This is a genomic window from Gordonia sputi NBRC 100414 (genome assembly GCF_000248055.1).
Taxonomy (GTDB): domain Bacteria; phylum Actinomycetota; class Actinomycetes; order Mycobacteriales; family Mycobacteriaceae; genus Gordonia; species Gordonia sputi.
This window is the reverse complement of the sequence record NZ_BAFC01000127.1, coordinates 1-17,521: the sequence shown is the minus strand read 5'-3', so window position 1 is coordinate 17,521 and position 17,521 is coordinate 1. Positions and strand designations below refer to the sequence as shown.

The 17,521-nt window shown below is 63.9% G+C and carries 14 protein-coding genes; 10 read left to right on the top strand and 4 right to left on the bottom strand.

Features of this window, described 5'->3' with window-relative positions; all coding sequences use genetic code 11:
* The first annotated feature begins 151 nt into the window (after positions 1 to 151).
* The 8 genes from GOSPT_RS20830 to polA all read left to right on the top strand — a co-directional run bounded on the left by GOSPT_RS20830 (position 152) and on the right by polA (position 9,808).
* Positions 152 to 775 (top strand): ANTAR domain-containing response regulator, encoded by a 624-nt coding sequence (locus GOSPT_RS20830; RefSeq protein ID WP_005208748.1) that lies wholly within the window; start codon positions 152 to 154, stop codon positions 773 to 775.
* Between the two features lie 167 nt (positions 776 to 942).
* Positions 943 to 2,169 carry a branched-chain amino acid ABC transporter substrate-binding protein gene (locus GOSPT_RS20825; protein ID WP_005208747.1) on the top strand — a complete coding sequence of 409 codons (1,227 nt, stop codon included), beginning with the start codon at positions 943 to 945 and terminating at the stop codon, positions 2,167 to 2,169.
* A gap of 86 nt (positions 2,170 to 2,255) precedes the next feature.
* Positions 2,256 to 3,302 carry a branched-chain amino acid ABC transporter permease gene (locus tag GOSPT_RS20820; RefSeq protein WP_005208745.1) on the top strand — a complete coding sequence of 349 codons (1,047 nt, stop codon included), beginning with the start codon at positions 2,256 to 2,258 and terminating at the stop codon, positions 3,300 to 3,302.
* Positions 3,299 to 4,549: a branched-chain amino acid ABC transporter permease gene (locus tag GOSPT_RS20815; protein WP_005208743.1), complete on the top strand. Its 1,251-nt coding sequence runs from the start codon at positions 3,299 to 3,301 to the stop codon at positions 4,547 to 4,549. Before GOSPT_RS20820 ends, GOSPT_RS20815 begins: the two co-directional genes overlap by 4 nt.
* Complete coding sequence (locus tag GOSPT_RS20810; RefSeq protein ID WP_039856923.1) at positions 4,546 to 5,577, top strand: ABC transporter ATP-binding protein; 1,032 nt, start codon at positions 4,546 to 4,548, stop codon at positions 5,575 to 5,577. The genes GOSPT_RS20815 and GOSPT_RS20810 overlap by 4 nt, the downstream gene beginning before the upstream one ends.
* Positions 5,561 to 6,331 (top strand): ABC transporter ATP-binding protein, encoded by a 771-nt coding sequence (locus tag GOSPT_RS20805; RefSeq protein WP_005208739.1) that lies wholly within the window; start codon positions 5,561 to 5,563, stop codon positions 6,329 to 6,331. Before GOSPT_RS20810 ends, GOSPT_RS20805 begins: the two co-directional genes overlap by 17 nt.
* Positions 6,332 to 6,335: 4 nt before the next feature.
* The gene (locus GOSPT_RS20800; RefSeq protein ID WP_005208738.1) at positions 6,336 to 6,911 is read left to right on the top strand and encodes a GNAT family N-acetyltransferase; all 576 of its coding nucleotides are present in this window, start codon (positions 6,336 to 6,338) and stop codon (positions 6,909 to 6,911) included.
* Between the two features lie 83 nt (positions 6,912 to 6,994).
* Complete coding sequence (gene polA / locus GOSPT_RS20795; RefSeq protein ID WP_039856922.1) at positions 6,995 to 9,808, top strand: DNA polymerase I; 2,814 nt, start codon at positions 6,995 to 6,997, stop codon at positions 9,806 to 9,808.
* Between the two features lie 25 nt (positions 9,809 to 9,833).
* Here the strand turns inward: polA and GOSPT_RS20790 are convergent, their stop codons facing one another.
* From GOSPT_RS20790 to GOSPT_RS20780, 3 genes are all read right to left on the bottom strand, one after another.
* The gene (locus GOSPT_RS20790) at positions 9,834 to 10,457 is read right to left on the bottom strand and encodes a TetR/AcrR family transcriptional regulator (protein ID WP_005208730.1); all 624 of its coding nucleotides are present in this window, start codon (positions 10,455 to 10,457) and stop codon (positions 9,834 to 9,836) included.
* Positions 10,458 to 10,519: 62 nt separating this feature from the next.
* The gene (locus GOSPT_RS20785) at positions 10,520 to 12,250 is read right to left on the bottom strand and encodes an amidohydrolase (protein WP_245548761.1); all 1,731 of its coding nucleotides are present in this window, start codon (positions 12,248 to 12,250) and stop codon (positions 10,520 to 10,522) included.
* Positions 12,210 to 13,697, bottom strand: a complete 1,488-nt coding sequence (locus GOSPT_RS20780) for an APC family permease (RefSeq protein WP_005208719.1) — start codon at positions 13,695 to 13,697, stop codon at positions 12,210 to 12,212. Before GOSPT_RS20780 ends, GOSPT_RS20785 begins: the two co-directional genes overlap by 41 nt.
* A gap of 152 nt (positions 13,698 to 13,849) precedes the next feature.
* Here GOSPT_RS20780 and GOSPT_RS20775 point away from each other — a divergent pair, with 152 nt between their 5' ends.
* A complete protein-coding gene (locus GOSPT_RS20775) occupies positions 13,850 to 14,950 on the top strand; it encodes an isocitrate/isopropylmalate dehydrogenase family protein (protein ID WP_005208718.1) in 1,101 nt (366 codons plus the stop codon).
* Here the strand turns inward: GOSPT_RS20775 and GOSPT_RS20770 are convergent, their stop codons facing one another.
* Complete coding sequence (locus GOSPT_RS20770; protein ID WP_005208717.1) at positions 14,951 to 16,111, bottom strand: lipase family protein; 1,161 nt, start codon at positions 16,109 to 16,111, stop codon at positions 14,951 to 14,953.
* Positions 16,112 to 16,540: 429 nt separating this feature from the next.
* Here GOSPT_RS20770 and GOSPT_RS20765 point away from each other — a divergent pair, with 429 nt between their 5' ends.
* The gene (locus GOSPT_RS20765; RefSeq protein WP_005208716.1) at positions 16,541 to 17,476 is read left to right on the top strand and encodes an ABC transporter substrate-binding protein; all 936 of its coding nucleotides are present in this window, start codon (positions 16,541 to 16,543) and stop codon (positions 17,474 to 17,476) included.
* Positions 17,477 to 17,521 lie beyond the last annotated feature (45 nt).

Here is a 17,521-nt window from a genome sequence, read left to right as displayed (position 1 = left end):
CTGCCGCCGCGAGCGGCTGCAACAGACAACTGTAGATGATCGGCCGGAAGCCGCGTGAGCCGGTACTCTTCGGAGCATTGGTGCTGGCCGTGAGCGTGTGGATGCGGCCGGTTGTGACCGCTCTGGTCAACTCGACGTGGAGGAGGGATTGGTGACTGTGGTTGAGAATGTTCCGGCCCAGGCCGAGGACAAGCAGACTGCACACAAGGTGCTCGTCGCCGAGGACGACTCGCTGATCCGGATGGACCTCATCGAGATGCTGCGCGAGGAGGGCTACGACGTGGTGGGCGAGGCGCCCAACGGGCAGGCGGCTGTCGATCTCACCGAGAAGCTCTCGCCTGATCTCGTCATCATGGATATCAAGATGCCGGTGCGCGACGGGATCGACGCCGCCACCGAGATCGCACAGAAGCGGTTGGCGCCCGTGGTGATGTTGACGGCCTTCAGTCAGCGCGACTTCATCGAGAGAGCTCGGGATGCCGGCGCGATGGCGTACTTGGTGAAACCGTTCTCCAAAGCCGATCTTGTTCCAGCCATGGAGGTTGCTGTAAGTCGCTATCACGAACTGAAGATGCTCGAAAAAGAAGTTGCGACAATGCAGGACCGACTCGAAACGCGAAAACTGGTCGAGCGCGCGAAGGGTTTGCTCATGGAGAAGCAGTCATTGTCAGAACCAGAGGCGTTCAAGTGGATTCAGCGCGCGGCGATGGATCGCCGTACCACGATGAAGGCCGTCGCGCAGGTCGTCGTCGAAACGTTGGGACCCACAGACTGACCCTCAAGTCGGCCGCGTTAAATCTGTGAAAACGCGTCGACGGTGACTAGCGGATTTCTCTTTCATTGCCGCACGCGATCTCGTATCTCGGTCTATGTTTTCTCAAGGTCTCCTCAGTAGACCTCCCGGCCACAGGGGGTCGGGTGGCTGGACGAGAGGTAGTAAAGATGCATCGTCGCGTGACGACCGCAGCGCTAGGGGCGACGCTGGCCGCTGTGCTCGCCGTTTCGGCATGTAGCAGTAAGTCCACCGACTCGGATTCGTCATCGAGTGGGTCGGCATCAGCGGGGTCGGGGCTCACCATTTCGGCTCTCGCCCAGATCGATACGGAGGGCAAGGAACAGCCGAAGGCGTCGGATGCGGAAGCTCTCGATCCGGCATCGCCGAGTGGACAGAAATGCGACCCGGCGACCATCGCAATGGCGGGTGCACTGACCGGGGCTGACGCGGCGCTCGGTATCAACATCGTCGACGGTGCGCAGCTCGCCGTCGACCAGCACAACAAGGCCAACCCCGACTGCAAGATCACCCTCAAGCGTTTCGACACCGAAGGTGACCCGCAGAAGGCAACACAGGTTGCACCGACCATCACCAACGACGACTCGATCATCGGATTGATCGGTCCCGCGTTCTCCGGTGAGACCAAGGCGACCGGCGGCATCTTCAACCAGGCAGGACTCGTCTCGGTGACCGCTTCGGCCACCAACCCGACACTCACCGACAATGGTTGGAAGACCTTCTACCGCGGCCTCGCCAACGACGACATTCAGGGCCCCGCCGTCGCGAAGTACCTGACCGGGGCAAAGGGCAAGAAGAAGGTCTGCGTCATCAAGGACGACACAGACTACGGCGCGGGCTTGGCGAAGGCCGTTACCGGCGCACTCGGCTCCGCCGCGGACGCCGACTGCTCGGGTGACGTCAAGAAGGGTGAGCGCGACTTCTCCGCCATCATCTCGAAAGTCACTGCGGCACAGCCGGATGCGGTCTTCTACGCGGGCTACTACGCGGAGGCCGCGCCGCTCGCGCAGCAGCTCAAGTCGGCTGACTCGAATGTTCTGTTCGTCTCGGGTGATGGTGCGAACGATCCGCAGTTCACCGCGCAGGCCGGCGATTCTGCCAAGGGCGCGCTGCTCTCGTGCCCGTGTGGTCCCGCTCCCGACAAGTTCGCTTCGGACTACAAGGCAGCGTTCAACCAGCCGCCGGGCGTGTACTCGGTCGAGGCGTACGACATCGCGGCGATCATGATGAAGGGCATCGAAGAGGGCAACAACACCCGTCCCAAGTTGCTCGAGTACATCAGCAAGTACAACGGCACAGGTCTTGCCCGCAAGTACTCGTGGACACCGAAGGGTGAACTCACCACATCGCTAATCTGGGTATACGAGGTCAAGTAAGTACGACAACCAATCGCGCCCGGCCGTCGATCACGGCGGCCGGGCGCGGTTCGTGTCTGCGACTTTTCGACGATTGAGGGGATCGTATGACCACCACACTTCTGGTGGCACAGACGTCGACCGCAGTGGCATCCACCATCGGATTCGACTATCACGCGCTGTTCGACGGCTTCTGGGGCCTGACCATCGAGGGGCTGACCTACGGATCGGTGTACGCGCTTGTCGCGGTGGGTTACACACTCGTCTATGGCGTGCTCCGACTGATCAACTTCGCTCATTCCGAGGTCTTCATGCTCGGCATGTTCGGCACCTACATCGGACTGCTGTTGTTGGGCTTCACGCCCTCGGGCAACACGTACTCCGAGGGAACGGTGATGACGGTCGTCTATCTCGTGCTCGCGGGGCTGTGCGGCATGATCGTGGCGGGCGGAGCGGCGGTCGGACTGGAGTTCGTCGCGTATCGGCCCCTACGTCGACGCGGCGCGAAGCCGCTCGCGTTTCTCATCACCGCGATCGGAATGTCGTTCGTACTGCAGGAATTCGTGCATTACGTGCTGCCGAAGTTCCCGGTCGACCCGCCACTCGGCGGCTCCACGGCACAACCGACGATTCGCCTCGTGGAGCCCGTGAAGGAGTTCACGATCTTCGGCGCCCCGGTGTTCAACATGACGATGGTGATCATCGGCTCGGCGTTGGTGCTGGCGCTCGGCGTCGATTTCATGATCAACAAGACCCGTCTGGGACGTGGGATCCGTTCGGTGGCACAGGATCCCGATGCCGCGCTGCTGATGGGTGTCTCCCGTGATCGCATCATCCTGGTGACCTTCCTCATCGGTGGTCTGCTGGCAGGCGCTGCGGCGCTGCTCTACACGCTGCGTGTACCCACCAACATCGTCTACAACGGCGGCTTCATCCTCGGGATCAAGGCGTTCTGCGCCGCGGTCCTCGGCGGAATCGGCAACGTTCGTGGCGCGCTCTTGGGAGGCTTGCTGCTCGGTGTGATGGAGAACTACGGTTCCGTGCTCTTCGGAAATCAGTGGAAGGACGTGGTCGCGTTCGTTCTCCTGATCCTCGTATTGATGTTCCGTCCAACCGGAATACTCGGTGAGAAGCTGGGGAAGGCGCGGGTATGACGACATCAGACAATGAGGCGTCAGACAGCGTGGCGTCAGCGAAAGTGTCGTCGACGCAATTGACCACGCCGCCGCCGCGCGGTCTCGGCGACCGTATTCGCACCTGGTGGGACAGCCTGCCTCGCGTACAGCAGTGGCTACTCGGCGTCCCCCTCATCATTCTTCTCGCGCTGCTTCCGGTCATCAAACCGCCACTGATCACGACGACGGCAACCAACTTCGGTGTGGTCATGGCGACGTTCGCCATGACGGCATTGATCGCCATCGGACTCAACGTCGTGGTCGGCCAGACGGGTCTCCTCGACCTCGGCTACGTCGGCTTCTACGCGGTGGGCGCCTACGTCGTCGCATTGCTGACGAGTCCGGCGAGTCCGTTGTGGAACAGCGAAGATCACGGCTTCTTCTCGGGGCCGTGGGCGTGGCTCGCATGCGTTCCACTCGCGATCATCATCACCGGACTCACAGGGTTGGTCCTCGGTACCCCGACCTTGCGCGTGCGAGGCGACTACCTGGCGATCGTCACACTCGGATTCGGCGAGATCGTGCGTCTGCTCGCCGACAACCTCACAGACATCACCAACGGCGCGTCGGGCCTGCAGGGTGTCCTGTTCCCCGAGCTCGGGCGGTCGGACAAGCATCCCGACGGTGTGTTCTCCGTCGGCAACAACAGCCCGACCGCCAACTACGGGGTCTGGTGGTATTGGCTGGGCATCGTCGCGGTGATCCTCGTGTTGATCGTCATCGGCAATCTGGAACGCAGCCGCGTCGGACGCTCGTGGGTGGCGATTCGTGAAGACGAGGACGCCGCCGAGATCATGGGTGTGCCCACGTTCAAGTACAAGCTGTGGGCGTTTGTGATCGGCGCGGGTATCGGCGGGCTGTCGGGCGCCGTCTACGCGGGCCAGGTGCAGTACGTCGATCCCAAGGCGTTCACGGTCATCAACTCGATGCTTTTCCTCTGTGCCGTCGTGCTCGGCGGACAGGGCAACAAGCTCGGCGTGATCGCCGGCGCGTTCATCATCGTCTACCTGCCTGCGCGGGTGCAGGGCATCGAGGTGGGCGGTCAGTCGCTCAGCGAGTTCAAGTACCTGTTCTTCGGCATCGCCCTCGTGGTGCTGATGATCTTCCGGCCGCAAGGCCTGTTCCCGGCACGAGCGCGACTGTTGACCTTCGGTCGCAAGGTTTATGCCGCTGTCCGTCGTAACCCCAACCCGCTACCGTCGGGAAGCGAGGAGGCGCACGCATGACGCACAGGACACCTGACGACGCCGCGGACGATCGCGCCGACGACACCACTCCGCGTGTCGACATCAGCAAGGCGCAGACCGGGCCGGACAGCGTCGAACAGGTCCCAGACAACGTCGAACAGGTCGAGGAGGTGCTCGCCGACCCCGAGTCGACGGCTGTCGTCGACCCGGCAGCGGTCGACCCGCAACTCGCCGATCCAGAAGCTGTCGCCGAAGCTGTTGCGCCGCAACGGAACATCGAAACTGCCGAGGGTGAACCGCTACTGAAGGTCACCGGTTTGACCGTCGAATTCGGTGGGCTGGCGGCACTTGACGACGTCACGTTCGACATCAAGCGCGGCGAGATTCTCGGCCTCATCGGACCCAATGGCGCAGGCAAGACCACGTGCTTCAACGCGATTACGGGCGTCTATCGTCCGACGCGTGGAACGGTGGTCTTCGACGGTGCGCCGCTCGGCAAGATGTCGCAGCACAAGATCACTCGCAAGGGGATCGCGCGTACCTTCCAGAACGTGCGGCTCTGGGGTGAGATGACCGCGCTGGAGAACGTCTCCGTCGGCACCGATGCCCGGCACAAGACGTCGGTCTTCGGAGCAATCATGCGCACGCCGCGGCTGTACCGAGAAGAACACGACGCCGTCGACCGCGGGATGGCGCTGCTCGAGTTCGTCGGTATCGGTGCCCGCGCGGCGGAGAAGGCGTCGAATCTCCCGTACGGAGACCAGCGTCGTCTCGAGATCGCTCGGGCATTGGCCACCGAACCCAAGCTGCTGTGCCTCGACGAGCCTGCGGCCGGCTTCAATCCGAGCGAGAAGTCCGCGCTGATGGAGTTGATCCAGAAGATCCGCGAGGACGGCTACACCGTGCTGCTCATCGAGCACGACATGCGCTTGGTCATGGGCGTGACCGATCGCATCGTCGTCCTCGAATTCGGCCGCAAGATCGCTGACGGCTCACCGCGCGAGGTTCGCGAGAATCCCGCGGTCGTCGCCGCCTACCTGGGAGTTCCCGATGACCAAATCGCCTGACCTCAGCAAGGATTCGGCCGCGACGACCATCAAGACGCCGGTGCTGGAAATGACCGACGTCGTCATTCACTACGGCCGAATCCAAGCGCTGCACGGCATCTCGCTACACGTCGACGAGGGCGAGCTGGTGACTCTCCTCGGAGCCAACGGCGCGGGAAAATCGACCACCATGCGCGGGATCTCCGGTCTGCTCAAACTCAGTCAGGGCGACATCAAGTTCAATGGTGAGTCGATCACCAAGCTTGCCCCGCACGAGCGAGTGTCACGGGGAATCATCCAGGTTCCCGAGGGCAGACACATCTTCCCGGGAATGACGGTGCTCGAAAATCTTGACATGGGTTGCTATGGAAGGAAATTCGAGTCCAAGGCTGCCTACAGTCAGGCCCTCGACCAGGTCTTCGAGTTGTTCCCGCGGTTGGCGGAACGGCGCAAGCAATACGGCGGCACCATGTCCGGCGGCGAGCAGCAGATGCTCGCGATCGGTCGTGGACTGATGGCGCGTCCCAATCTGCTGCTGCTCGACGAACCGTCAATGGGCTTGGCGCCCATGGTGATCCAACAGATCTTCTCAATCATCGCGCAGATCAACGCGGAGGGAACCACGATCCTGCTCGTCGAGCAGAATGCGCAGCAGGCCTTGAGCCGCTCCGATCGGGGTTACATCCTGGAGACCGGCACGATCCTGAAGGAGGGGCCGGGCAAAGAGCTACTCGTCGACGATGCGGTGCGCGAGGCGTATCTCGGCGTAGCCTGACGCGGTGACCGCCTACGCCATCGAGGGCTCAACGGACAACAAGCTCGTCAGCGAGATACTCGGAGAGGCGTTTGCCGACGACCCGGTGATGCGGTGGTTGCAACCCGACACCACCCGGTACGCGGCCCTGTATCGCGCATTGTTGACCGCGGGTCACGGGTCACGGGGACGTATAGACGTGTGCGTCGAGAATGACCGGGCCGTCGGCGCCGCGGTGTGGGACCCGCCGGGATTTCACCCCTCGAGCGGCCGCCAACTGTTGGCGGTGCCGCGGTTCCTGTCGGCACTGGGCGGTCGGTACCGTCGCGGCCAACAGATCGAGGAGATGTTCGCGGGATACCGTCCGCGCGAACCGCACTGGTATCTGGCATTCGTCGGCGCCACAGTGCACGGGCGCGGCGTCGGAAGTACGTTGCTGCGCACCGGGATGGAGTCGGTCGACGGCCCGGCGTATCTGGAGAGCTCCAACGAGGCGAATATTCCACTCTACGAGCGATTCGGTTTCACGGTGACCGCCGAGGTGACGTTGCCGGAGAACGGACCTACGGTGTGGCCGATGTACCGCAGCGCGCCTGGCTGAGGTTTCGTCAAGGGTCCGCGGGGTTGCCGGGGATGGGTTGCCGGGGATGAGGCGTGTCGGGGGGCGTCACTAGACTCGGCGGTGTGAGTCCTGCGCAAAGTGCACCCGTGAAGAGTTCCGACGGCACACCCGCTGACGGCAAGGCCGCGCCGTCGACGTCGTCGCGATCGAGTCAGAAGGGTGGCAAAGGTAAGCGTCAACCGACGTTGATGCTGCTCGACGGGCATTCGCTGGCCTACCGGGCGTTCTTCGCGCTTCCTGCCGAGAACTTCAAAACCGCGACCGGCCAGACGACCAACGCGGTGTACGGCTTCACCTCCATGTTGATCAACCTGCTCCGCGACGAGGAACCGACACACGTGGCAGCGGCGTTCGACGTCTCGCGCAAGACCTTCCGTTCGGAGATGTTTCCCGAGTACAAGGCGCAGCGATCCAAGTCGCCCGACGAGTTCAACGGTCAGGTCGATCTGACCAAAGAGGTGCTCGACGCGCTCGGAATCCCCGTCATGGCGATCGAGGGCTACGAGGCCGACGACATCATCGCGACGCTGGCAACGCAGGCCGAAGCGGAGGGCTACAAGGTTCTCGTCGTCACCGGCGACCGGGACTCGCTGCAGCTCGTCGACGACTCGGTGACGGTGTTGTACCCGCGCAAAGGCGTGTCGGAGCTGACCCGCTTCACCCCTGAAGAGGTCGAGAAGAAGTACGGACTCACACCCACGCAGTATCCCGACTACGCGGCGCTGCGCGGCGACCCGAGCGACAACCTGCCCGGCATCCCGGGCGTGGGGGAGAAGACGGCGTCGAAGTGGATTCGCGAGTATGGCTCTCTCGCCTCACTCATCGATCACGTCGACGAGGTCAAGGGAAAGGTCGGCGACGCATTGCGCACGCACCTGGCCTCGGTACAGACGAACCGCCAGCTCACTGAGCTCGTCCGCGACATGCAATTGCCTGCCACGCCCGACGAACTGGCGATGGTCGGCTGGGACCGCGACCGCATCCACCAACTCTTCGACGACCTCGAGTTCCGTGTTCTGCGCGATCGTCTGTTCTCGACGCTCAGTTCCGTCGAACCGGAGGCCGAATCAGGGTTTGAACTCGACGGGTCGGTCCTCGGCGAAGGTGAGGTTCGCGACTGGCTCGACGCGCACGCCCGCACCGGCCGCAGCGGCCTCACCGTCACCGCTCCGCACCAGGTCGTCGGCGCAGACGTGACGGGCGTCGCGATCGCCGCGACCGACGGTACGTCGGGCTACGTCGACGTCACGGTGCTCGGGCCCGACGACGAGAAGGCGCTCGGCGAATGGTTTGCCGACTCGACCATCGACAAGGCCCTCCACGAGACGAAGTGGGCCATCCACGCGCTGCGGTCTCGTGGGTGGACGCTCGCCGGTGTCACCAGCGACACCGCCCTCGCCGCCTACCTCGTGCGGCCCGGCCAACGAACCTTCAACCTCGACGATCTCGCGCTGCGCTACCTGCGACGCGAACTGCGAGCCGACGATGGCGCCGACTCCGGGCAGCTCTCGCTCCTCGACGACGACGGGGGCGCGGGCAAGATCGCCGAGCAGGCGATGCTCGAGGCGCGGGCTGTCGCCGAACTCGCCGACACCCTCGACACCGAGCTGGACCGCATCGACTCCAAACCGCTGCTCACCGAGATGGAACTGCCACTGCTGTTCGTGCTCGCCGACCTCGAGGCATCGGGCATCGCGGTCGACGTCGAGCACTTCGGTCAGCTCGAAGAGACGTTCTCCGAGCGCATCCGGACGGCCGCAGAGGCCGCCTACGAGGTGATCGGCGAGCAGATCAACCTCGGCTCGCCCAAGCAATTGCAGACGGTGCTGTTCGACAAGCTGGACATGCCCAAGACCAAGAAGACCAAGACCGGTTACACGACCGACGCCGACGCTTTGCAGACCCTCTATGAGAAGACCGAGCATCCGTTCCTGGCGTATCTGCTCGAACACCGAGATGCCACCCGACTCAAGGTGACCGTCGACGGTCTTCTCAAGTCGGTGGCCGACGACGGCCGAATCCACACGACGTTCAACCAAACCGTCGCGGCGACGGGTCGGCTGTCGTCGACCGAACCCAACCTGCAGAACATTCCGGTTCGTACCGAGGCCGGGCGGGAGATCCGCCACGGATTCGTCGTCGGCTCGGACAACGGACCCGGCGGCACCGGCAAGCCATACGAGACCCTCATGACGGCTGACTACAGCCAGATCGAAATGCGCATCATGGCTCACCTCTCAAGCGACGCGGGCCTCATCGAGGCGTTCAACACCGGAGAAGACCTCCACAACTTCGTCGGGTCACGAGCTTTCGGAGTGCCGATCGACGCGGTGACCACAGATATGCGGCATCGTGTCAAAGCGATGTCGTACGGTCTCGCGTACGGACTCTCGGCGTTCGGGCTCGCGGCGCAGCTGCGGATCAGTCGCGACGAGGCCAAGGAGCAGATGGAGGCCTACTTCGACCGCTTCGGTGGCGTGCGGGACTACCTTCATGACGTCGTCGTCGAGGCACGCCGAAACGAGTACACCGCAACGCTTTTCGGTCGACGCCGCTATCTGCCCGACCTCAACAGCGACAACTGGCAACGGCGTCAGGCGGCAGAGCGTATGGCGCTCAACGCCCCGATCCAGGGCACGGCTGCCGACATCATCAAGGTCGCCATGATCAACGTGCACAAGCGACTCGTCGCCGAGAAACTTGCCTCCCGCATGTTGCTCCAGGTCCACGACGAACTCGTCGTCGAAGTGGCTGAGGGTGAGCGCGAACAAGCCGAGAAGGTCGTTCGCGAAGAGATGGGCAATGCTATCGATCTGTCTGTGCCACTGGAGGTTTCGGTCGGCTTCGGTCGCTCGTGGGACGACGCCGCGCACTGAGGAACGCAGTCCTGCAATAGAGCTGTCAATTCTGCGACACGCGGGCCAGTTCGGTCTCGAGGCCGATGACGGCCAAGTCGACGGTCAGCTCGAACGCTTCGTCAGCGCGCACGCGTCCCGTCGGTGCTGCTGACAGCGCACGCCCGAGGGTGCTGTCAGCAGCGACGCCGTCGGCCGACCACACCTCCTCGGGTGCGCCGACGTCGAGCGCCGACCCGAGTGCGATGGTGTCGAGAAACGTGATGACGTGCAGCACCCGGTCGATCGGGAACCCGGCGTCGACGAGCTTCTGCGCCAATCGGTCGTAGCCGCGCAGCACCTCGGGTGCGCGGACCGTTTGCGCCGTGAGTGCCCGCACCAGTTCGGGGTGGGCACCGAAGCCCGCGCGGTAGCCGATCAGCCACTCTCGAACCACCTCGCGCCAGTCCTCCGGCCACTCGATCGACACCGAGAGTTCCTCGGCGATCACCCCGCGGATGAGCTCGAGGAGTTGCTCGCGGCTCGCCACATGGTGATACAGCGACGACACCGCGACGTTGAGGCGCTTCGCAACCCCGGGCATGGTGAACGAGCCGTCGGCGTCGAGCGCGTCGAGTGCCGCTCGGGCAATCGTGTTCGGATCGAGGATCGGTGTGCGCGGGCGGGGCATTCCGTAAGCCTAGTGACTCGCCGTATGCCTGATGCTCGCCGTTGCCTCGACGCTCAAGCGGGTCAGGCGTCGACGTGGTCGGCGCGATGCACCACGTCGCCTCCGACCATGGTGAGCACGATCGGGGCGTCGGCGAGTTCGTCGGGCAGGCACCGGAGCGGATCGACGGCAAACGCGGTGAGATCAGCGCGACAGCCCACCGCGATGGCACCCGCGTCGCTCGCGCCCTGCGCTCGTGCGGCGTGGCTCGTATAGCCCTCGAGCGCCATGCGCGCGGTGAGTGCCTGTCCGGGAAGGATCGGAGCGTCGTCGAGATGTCCCGCGCGGCGTCGGAGCTGGGCGTCGGCCATGATCGAACGGGCATCGAAGGGGGCGATCGGCCAGTCCGACCCCAACGCGAGGATCGCTCCCGCGTCACGGATGTCGCGCGTGCGGAATGCGCGGTCGGCACGTTCGGCGCCGAGTCTCTCCGACCAGTTGTCGGAGTGGTCGGAGCGCGTGTAGTGGGTGCAATGGGTCGGCTGCATGCTCGCGACAACGCTTTGCCGCGCGAAACGGTCGACGAGGTCGTCGGGGAGCGTCTCGATGTGTTCTATCCGATGTCGCGCGCCGGACGGGAGCTCGGGTAGATCGGCGAGACTGTCGAGTGCATAACGGATTCCGGCGTCGCCGATCGCGTGGGTCACCGTGGGGACACCTCGCTGTGCCAAGTAGCGCAGCGCGTGTCGGTACTCCGCCGGGTCCGGCCACAGCGGTGCGGTTGATTCGCCATGGGAGTCGGGAGTCTCGAGCCACGCGGTGCCACCGTCGATGGTCCCGTCGACCATGAACTTGACGCCGTCGACACGCCACCGCCTGCCACCGCGACGCTGCAGTTCGACGATGTGATCGAGTTGCTCGGTGTCAGTGCCGGGCATGCAGAACGGAGCGAAGCGGAGTCGCATGGGAAGCTCGATGTCGGCTTCGAGTGCGGTGACGAGCTCGCCGCTGTCGCCTTCGAAATCCATGGCGTTCGCTGATGTCAGTCCGGCCGCAGCCATGGAGCCGAGGAGTTCGGTGAGGCGTTGTCGGCGTTGCTGCGCCGACTCGGGCGGTACGACCGCGGAAACGACGCTGACCGCTTCCAGCTCCAGCAGGTGGCCCGTGGGAATGCCGTCCTGGCAGACGATCTCGGCGTTGCCGCTGAATGTCCGTGGGCCATCGATGCCCGCGATGCGCAGTGCCGCCGGCGTGGCGAGTGCTGAATGACCGTCGAAGAGGTAGAGCAGGGCGGGCAGGTCGGGTCCCACCGCCGTCACCACCACGTCGGACGTGACGGGTCGGCCACCGAACGCGTTGGGATCGAGGCCCCAGCCCCGTACCCAGCCGTCGACGACCGGGGCGGTCCGCAGAGCCTCGACGAGTTGATCGAGGTTCTCGACGCCCGAGAGGTCGACGCCGGCCGAAATGTCCAGTCCGAGAACAGGATGGATGTGTCCGTCGATGAGGCCGGGGGTGAGTGTCGCGCTCCCAGATCGACGATCTGAGTTGACGCAGAGATGTAGGTGGCCAGCGAATCCGCATCCCCTAGTGCGCAGATCCGCCCGTCGGAGATGGCGACGGCGCTGTGGCCCTGTTCCCCTGTCAGGGTGTGGATGGTCTTGGCGAAAATCACCGTGTCGGCTCGCTGTGTCATTGTCGTCCCTGCGTACGTCGTTGAGTGTGGTCTGGTACGTGATTGAGTTGTGCCACTGCGCCTTCGGGTCCCTGGTGTCAGCGTTCGGTGCTGGCGTGCGGGTCGTCGTAGAGGCCACCGATGCGGGCATAGGTGCGTGGCACCCGGGCGCGGAAGTAGAGTGCCGCAACGATTCCGAGGAGGAACACGACTCCCACGCTGCCGACAAGTGCCGCGTTGGCCGCGGTGCCCATGTTGGTCAGCAGCTTGATGTTTGCCACGAGTAGTAGCAATGCGAGGCCGAGAAGGATGGTGCTCAGGACTCCCGCGATCAGTCCGACCCGCTCGGCCCCGACGTAGTGCTTGCGCACGAAGTACGCGACCACAGCGAGCGATGTGATCACCTGCAGCGCAATGATTCCCACGATTCCAGGGGTGTTGAGGACCAGTAGGAGTTGATAGTAGGGATCTGCACCGGCCAGGCCGAACGCCGCGATGACGACGGCGGCGAGGATGGTCTGCAGATTGCCTGCGCGAGAAGGGGATTTGTACACAGGGTGAGTGCGATCGAGGATGCGGGGCAGCGCGCCGTCGCGTGCGAGTGCATACGTGTAGCGGTTGATGGCGTTGTGGAACGCGATCTGCGACGCCAGAGCGCTTGTGACGATGAGCAGTGACATCACGTCGGTCGCCCAGGTGCCCACATACGTCGTCATGGCGGAGAAGAAGAGGTCGGCGACGTCGTCGCCCGCGGCCTGCTGCACCTGAGCGGCGCCGAATGCCTGGACGATGAAGCAGTAGAAGATCGCCATGAAGCCGACTGCCCAGTAGGTCGCGCGGGGGATGGAGCGGTCGGGGTCGCGAGCCTCGGAGCGATAGAGGGCCGTCGACTCGAATCCCATGAACGCCGCGAACGCAAAGGCCAGCACGCCTGCCATTCCCGGAGCGAAGATCGCCTTGGGAGTGAAGGTGGAGAACTCGATACCGTGCGCTCCGCCCTTGACGAGGATCGCGACGGCGAGAACCAGCAGGATGCCGGTTTCGAGGGCGAGGAGGACTCCGAGGAATCGCGCCCCGACGTCGATTCCGCGACGGCCGACGAACCACACGATCGCGATCGCGACGAGTGCGAGTACGGGCCAGGGGATGTCGACGCCGAGCACCCGCGAGATGGCGTCGTGCGTCTGAACGGCGAGGAGGCCGTACACGCCGATCTGGAGTGCGTTGTATGAGACGACTGCGAGGAAGCCTGATGCGAGTCCCGCGACCCGACCGAGTCCAAGCGTGATGTAGGAGTAGAAGGCGCCTTTGCCGCCGGTGGCCCTGGTCATGGCCATGAACGCCACCGCGAACACTGCGAAGCTGATTCCAGCGGCGAGATAGGCGACCGGCGCGCCGACACCGCCGATGGCCAGGGCCAGGGGCGCGACGCCCGCCATCACGGTCAGCGGGGCCGCCGCCGCGATCACCATGAAAGCAATCGACGGTGCGCCGAGTGCGTCCTGCTTGAGATCGATGCCTGCTGGTGGTGGCGAATCGACAGCGGCAGGTGGAGTGGCGACTCGGGATGGATCGGCAGTGCTCATGGGGAGCCTTTCGAGAGCGACGCTACGAGAGCGTCGTCGAAGAGAATGGCGGCTGGCCTGCGGCGTTGAGGGCCAAACCGAATGTCATTCGGTTTCTAGCTATGCTGAGGTGGCTCGGCAGAGTTGTCAAGCGTTCTGGCAATATTTGCGAGATGAGCAGCGACAGTCGATTGGCGATCGGTGTACTCGACGGCGACGGAATCGGGCCGGAGATCGTGCCGATCGCCGTCGACGTGGCGGTTGCGGCAGGTGCGCGCGAAGACATCGAATTCGATTGGGTGACTTTGCCTCTCGGTCGTGACGCAATAGCCGAGTACGGCACGCCGACACCGCAATCGGCGCTCGAGGGTCTCGACGAACTCGACGTGTGGATTCTCGGCCCACACGACTCGGCCGGATATCCCGAGGAGTTCCGTGGGATGCTGACGCCTGGTGCGGTGATCCGTAAGCGGTTCGGGCTGTATGCGAATATCCGGCCGTGTCGGGCCTATCGCGGTGTGGCCGCAACCGCTCCCGACATCGACGTGGTGATCGCGAGGGAGAACTCCGAGGGGCTGTACGCCGACCGGAACATGGCCGTCGGGAGTGGTGAATTCATGCCGACGCCCGATGTTGCGCTCGCGGTCGGAGTCGTCACCCGTGAGGCGAGTCGTCGAATCGCTCGAGAGGCATTCCGACTCGCGAGGCAACGCTCACGGCATGTCACCATCGTGCACAAGGCCAACGTTCTACGACTCACGACCGGCCTCTTCCGCGATGCGTGCCGCGAGGTGGCGGTGGGCTTCCCTGACGTCGACGTCGACGAGCAGCATGTCGACGCGATGGCAGCACTGCTGGTTCGCAGGCCCGCGGATTTCGACGTGCTGGTCACCGAAAACCTCTTCGGCGACATCCTCTCCGATCTCGCAGGCGAGTTGGCGGGATCGCTGGGAATGGCAGGTTCGGTGAACTGCTCGTCGACCAAGGCCATGGCGCAAGCCAGCCACGGTGCGGCCCCCGACATCGCCGGACGCGGAATCGCCGATCCCGTCGGCATTCTCGCCTCGACCGCGATGATGCTCCGATGGTGGGGCGATCAGCGATCCGACGATGCACTCACCCGCTGCGCCGCGAGAATCGACAACGCCATCGACGTCACGCTGGCCGCGGGGATTCGCACGGCCGATCTCGGCGGGAGTGCGACCACAACAGCGTTCGGTGCCGCGGTCGTCGAAGCGATCGACCGCGGCACCGAACGGGCTGATGGGTCCTGACTAGCTGATGGGGCCCAGGGTATTGCCGGTCGGAATTCCCGAGCAGTAGGTCGCGGGACGCCCAGCGAAACGGTCGGCGAGGAACTTCTCCGCATCGGGTGCCCAGGGCAGGAATGCATCGAAGTGACTGAGCTTGGGATAGGTCTTGTATTGCGTAGGAACTCCTTCACGGCAGTACTTGGTCGCCAATCCCTGCACGTCGCCGTCGATCATGATCCCGTCGCCGGTTCCGTCGACGTTGCAGACACCGAGGAACATCGGATTTCTCGGCTTGCCGACCCAACCCATGAAGTTCTGGTTGAAGGCTTGCGGGATCCCCGGGACGGTCAACAGCCCCGGATGCTGCGGTAGCAGCAATTGTGTGTCGGTCAGTCCCGGATATTTGGTCGCGAAGTTGATCAGGCACTGCCCCTGGGTCTGCGCGAGTGTTTGGGTTCCCTTGGGGGACAGGTACTGGCCGATGTTGAGGTCGAAGGTCGCGTTGTAGACGTTCATGAGCGCGGGGATCACGCCCGCCCACTGCTTGCTTCCGTTGACATAGGGCAGGTTGTGCGACGGCTGGACGAGGACTCCACCCGCGGCGGCGCCGACGATGTGGAGTTCGGGAGCGTAGCTCGCGGCGAGGTCGGCGCCGAAGCCGGTGGGCACCGATCCGCCCGAGTAGCCGAAGAGCCCGACCGGCGTCGACGAGGGCAGGCGCAGATGTCGCTCAGCGGTACGGATGCTATCGAGAGCGGTCTGCGCGGACTCGCGCCCCATCGTCCAGCGCATCTTCAAGCCTTCATAGTCGGGGACCACGACGGTGTATCCCTGCGCAAGAAATGAGCCGATGATGATGTCGTCGAATTCCGGTCCGCGGCCGGTATTGCCACCGCGGAGAGCGTACGAGGGATCGCATTGTGACCCGAGTGCGTCATAGGGGGAGTGATACGAGATCAGTTTTCGCGGTCCGGATGTCAACGGCTCGATGATGGAGGTGACTGCTGCCGTCGGCGTGCCGAACTGATCCGTGGTGCGGAACAGGATCTGCGTCGCAACTGCCGGAAACCTCTTGTCGCCGTAGGCCAATTGGACGACGCGAGTCTTCAGTGGGGCACCGGGTGCGACGTGGGTGAGACTTCGCTGCGTGCCGTAGAAGGGGTTCTGGGATGGAGGCTTCAATGGACTCGCGGAACCTGTTGCGGGCACGAGGAAAACCCGTGAGCGTCGCCGCCAAGAGTGCCGCAACAAATCCGGACAATGCGACCCAGAATGGCCGAGTGGGGCGTATCACGCTCGGAATGCTAATTCGAATAAAGGCTCTTCGCAAACTATATCGTGAATCCATCAATTCACGTTTTCTAGAAAATGTTCGCGGAGAGAATTTTCGAATCGTACGTGCTTTCTTGGTGATCGATACGGGATTTGGGTGGGTACAACCACGCGCCCGGCCGCGCCGGTGCTCGGGCGCGTCGTCGGGTCGAAGCACGGTTAATCCTTCGTAACTACCGGGTGGATTGCACCGGAAGCCAGTAAGTTATTGCGAAGTGCCGACGGTGTGTCGGTGTGTGGTCTCGAGGCGCTCATGGGGGCGCCGGGGGAAGGATTTCGATGCGACTTCAGCATTCGACACGTTCGCGACGATGGCGATTCGGCGGTCTGTTCACCGCGCTTGTGGCTGTTCTGACACTGGTACTCGCCGGATGTACCAACAACGAATCCGACGAAGGCGGTGGCGAGGCGGCAGCCAGCTCGTCGAAGGCAGTGGAGGTCGCCAAGGTCGATTCCATCGCCGCGCTGGTACCCGCACCGATCCGGCAGTCGGGCCAGCTGATCGTCGGTGTCAACGTTCCCTACTCGCCCAACGAGTTCAAGGATCCCTCCGGCAACATCGTCGGCTACGACGTGGATCTCATGAACGCCGTCTCCGGCGTCCTGGGTCTCAAGCCGGTGTACAAGGAAGCCGACTTCGACAAGATCATCCCGGCGATCCAGCAGGGCACCTATAACGTGGGCATGTCGTCGTTCACCGACAGCAAGGAGCGCGAGCAGCAGGTCGACTTCGTCACCTACTACAACGCCGGTGTGCAGTGGGCGCAGCAGAAGGGCGGCAGCATCGACCCCAACAACGCCTGCGGCAAGCGGGTTGCTGTGCAGTCGACCACCGTCGAGGACACCGACGAGGTTCCTGCCAAGAGCAAGGCATGCACCGACGCGGGCAAGCCGGCGATCGAGAAGGTGAAGTTCGACAGCCAGGACGAGGCGACCAACGCGCTCGTGCTCGGCAAGGTGGACGCGATGTCGGCGGATTCGCCCGTGACCGCGTACGCGATCAAGCGCTCGGGCGGCAAGCTCGAGGCTGCCGGTGGAGTGTTCGACTCGGCGCCCTACGGCTACCCGGTGCAGAAGGGGTCGTCGTTGACGCAGGCTCTGCAGCAGGCCGTGCAGCACCTCATCGACAACGGTCAGTACAAGCAGATCGCCGAGAACTGGGGCGTCGAGGCAGGCGCGATCCAGAAATCGGTGATCAACGGCGCGGTCAGCTGACCCGTGTCGACGCCGTCTGACGGCCGAGTCGGGGTCGACTCCGCG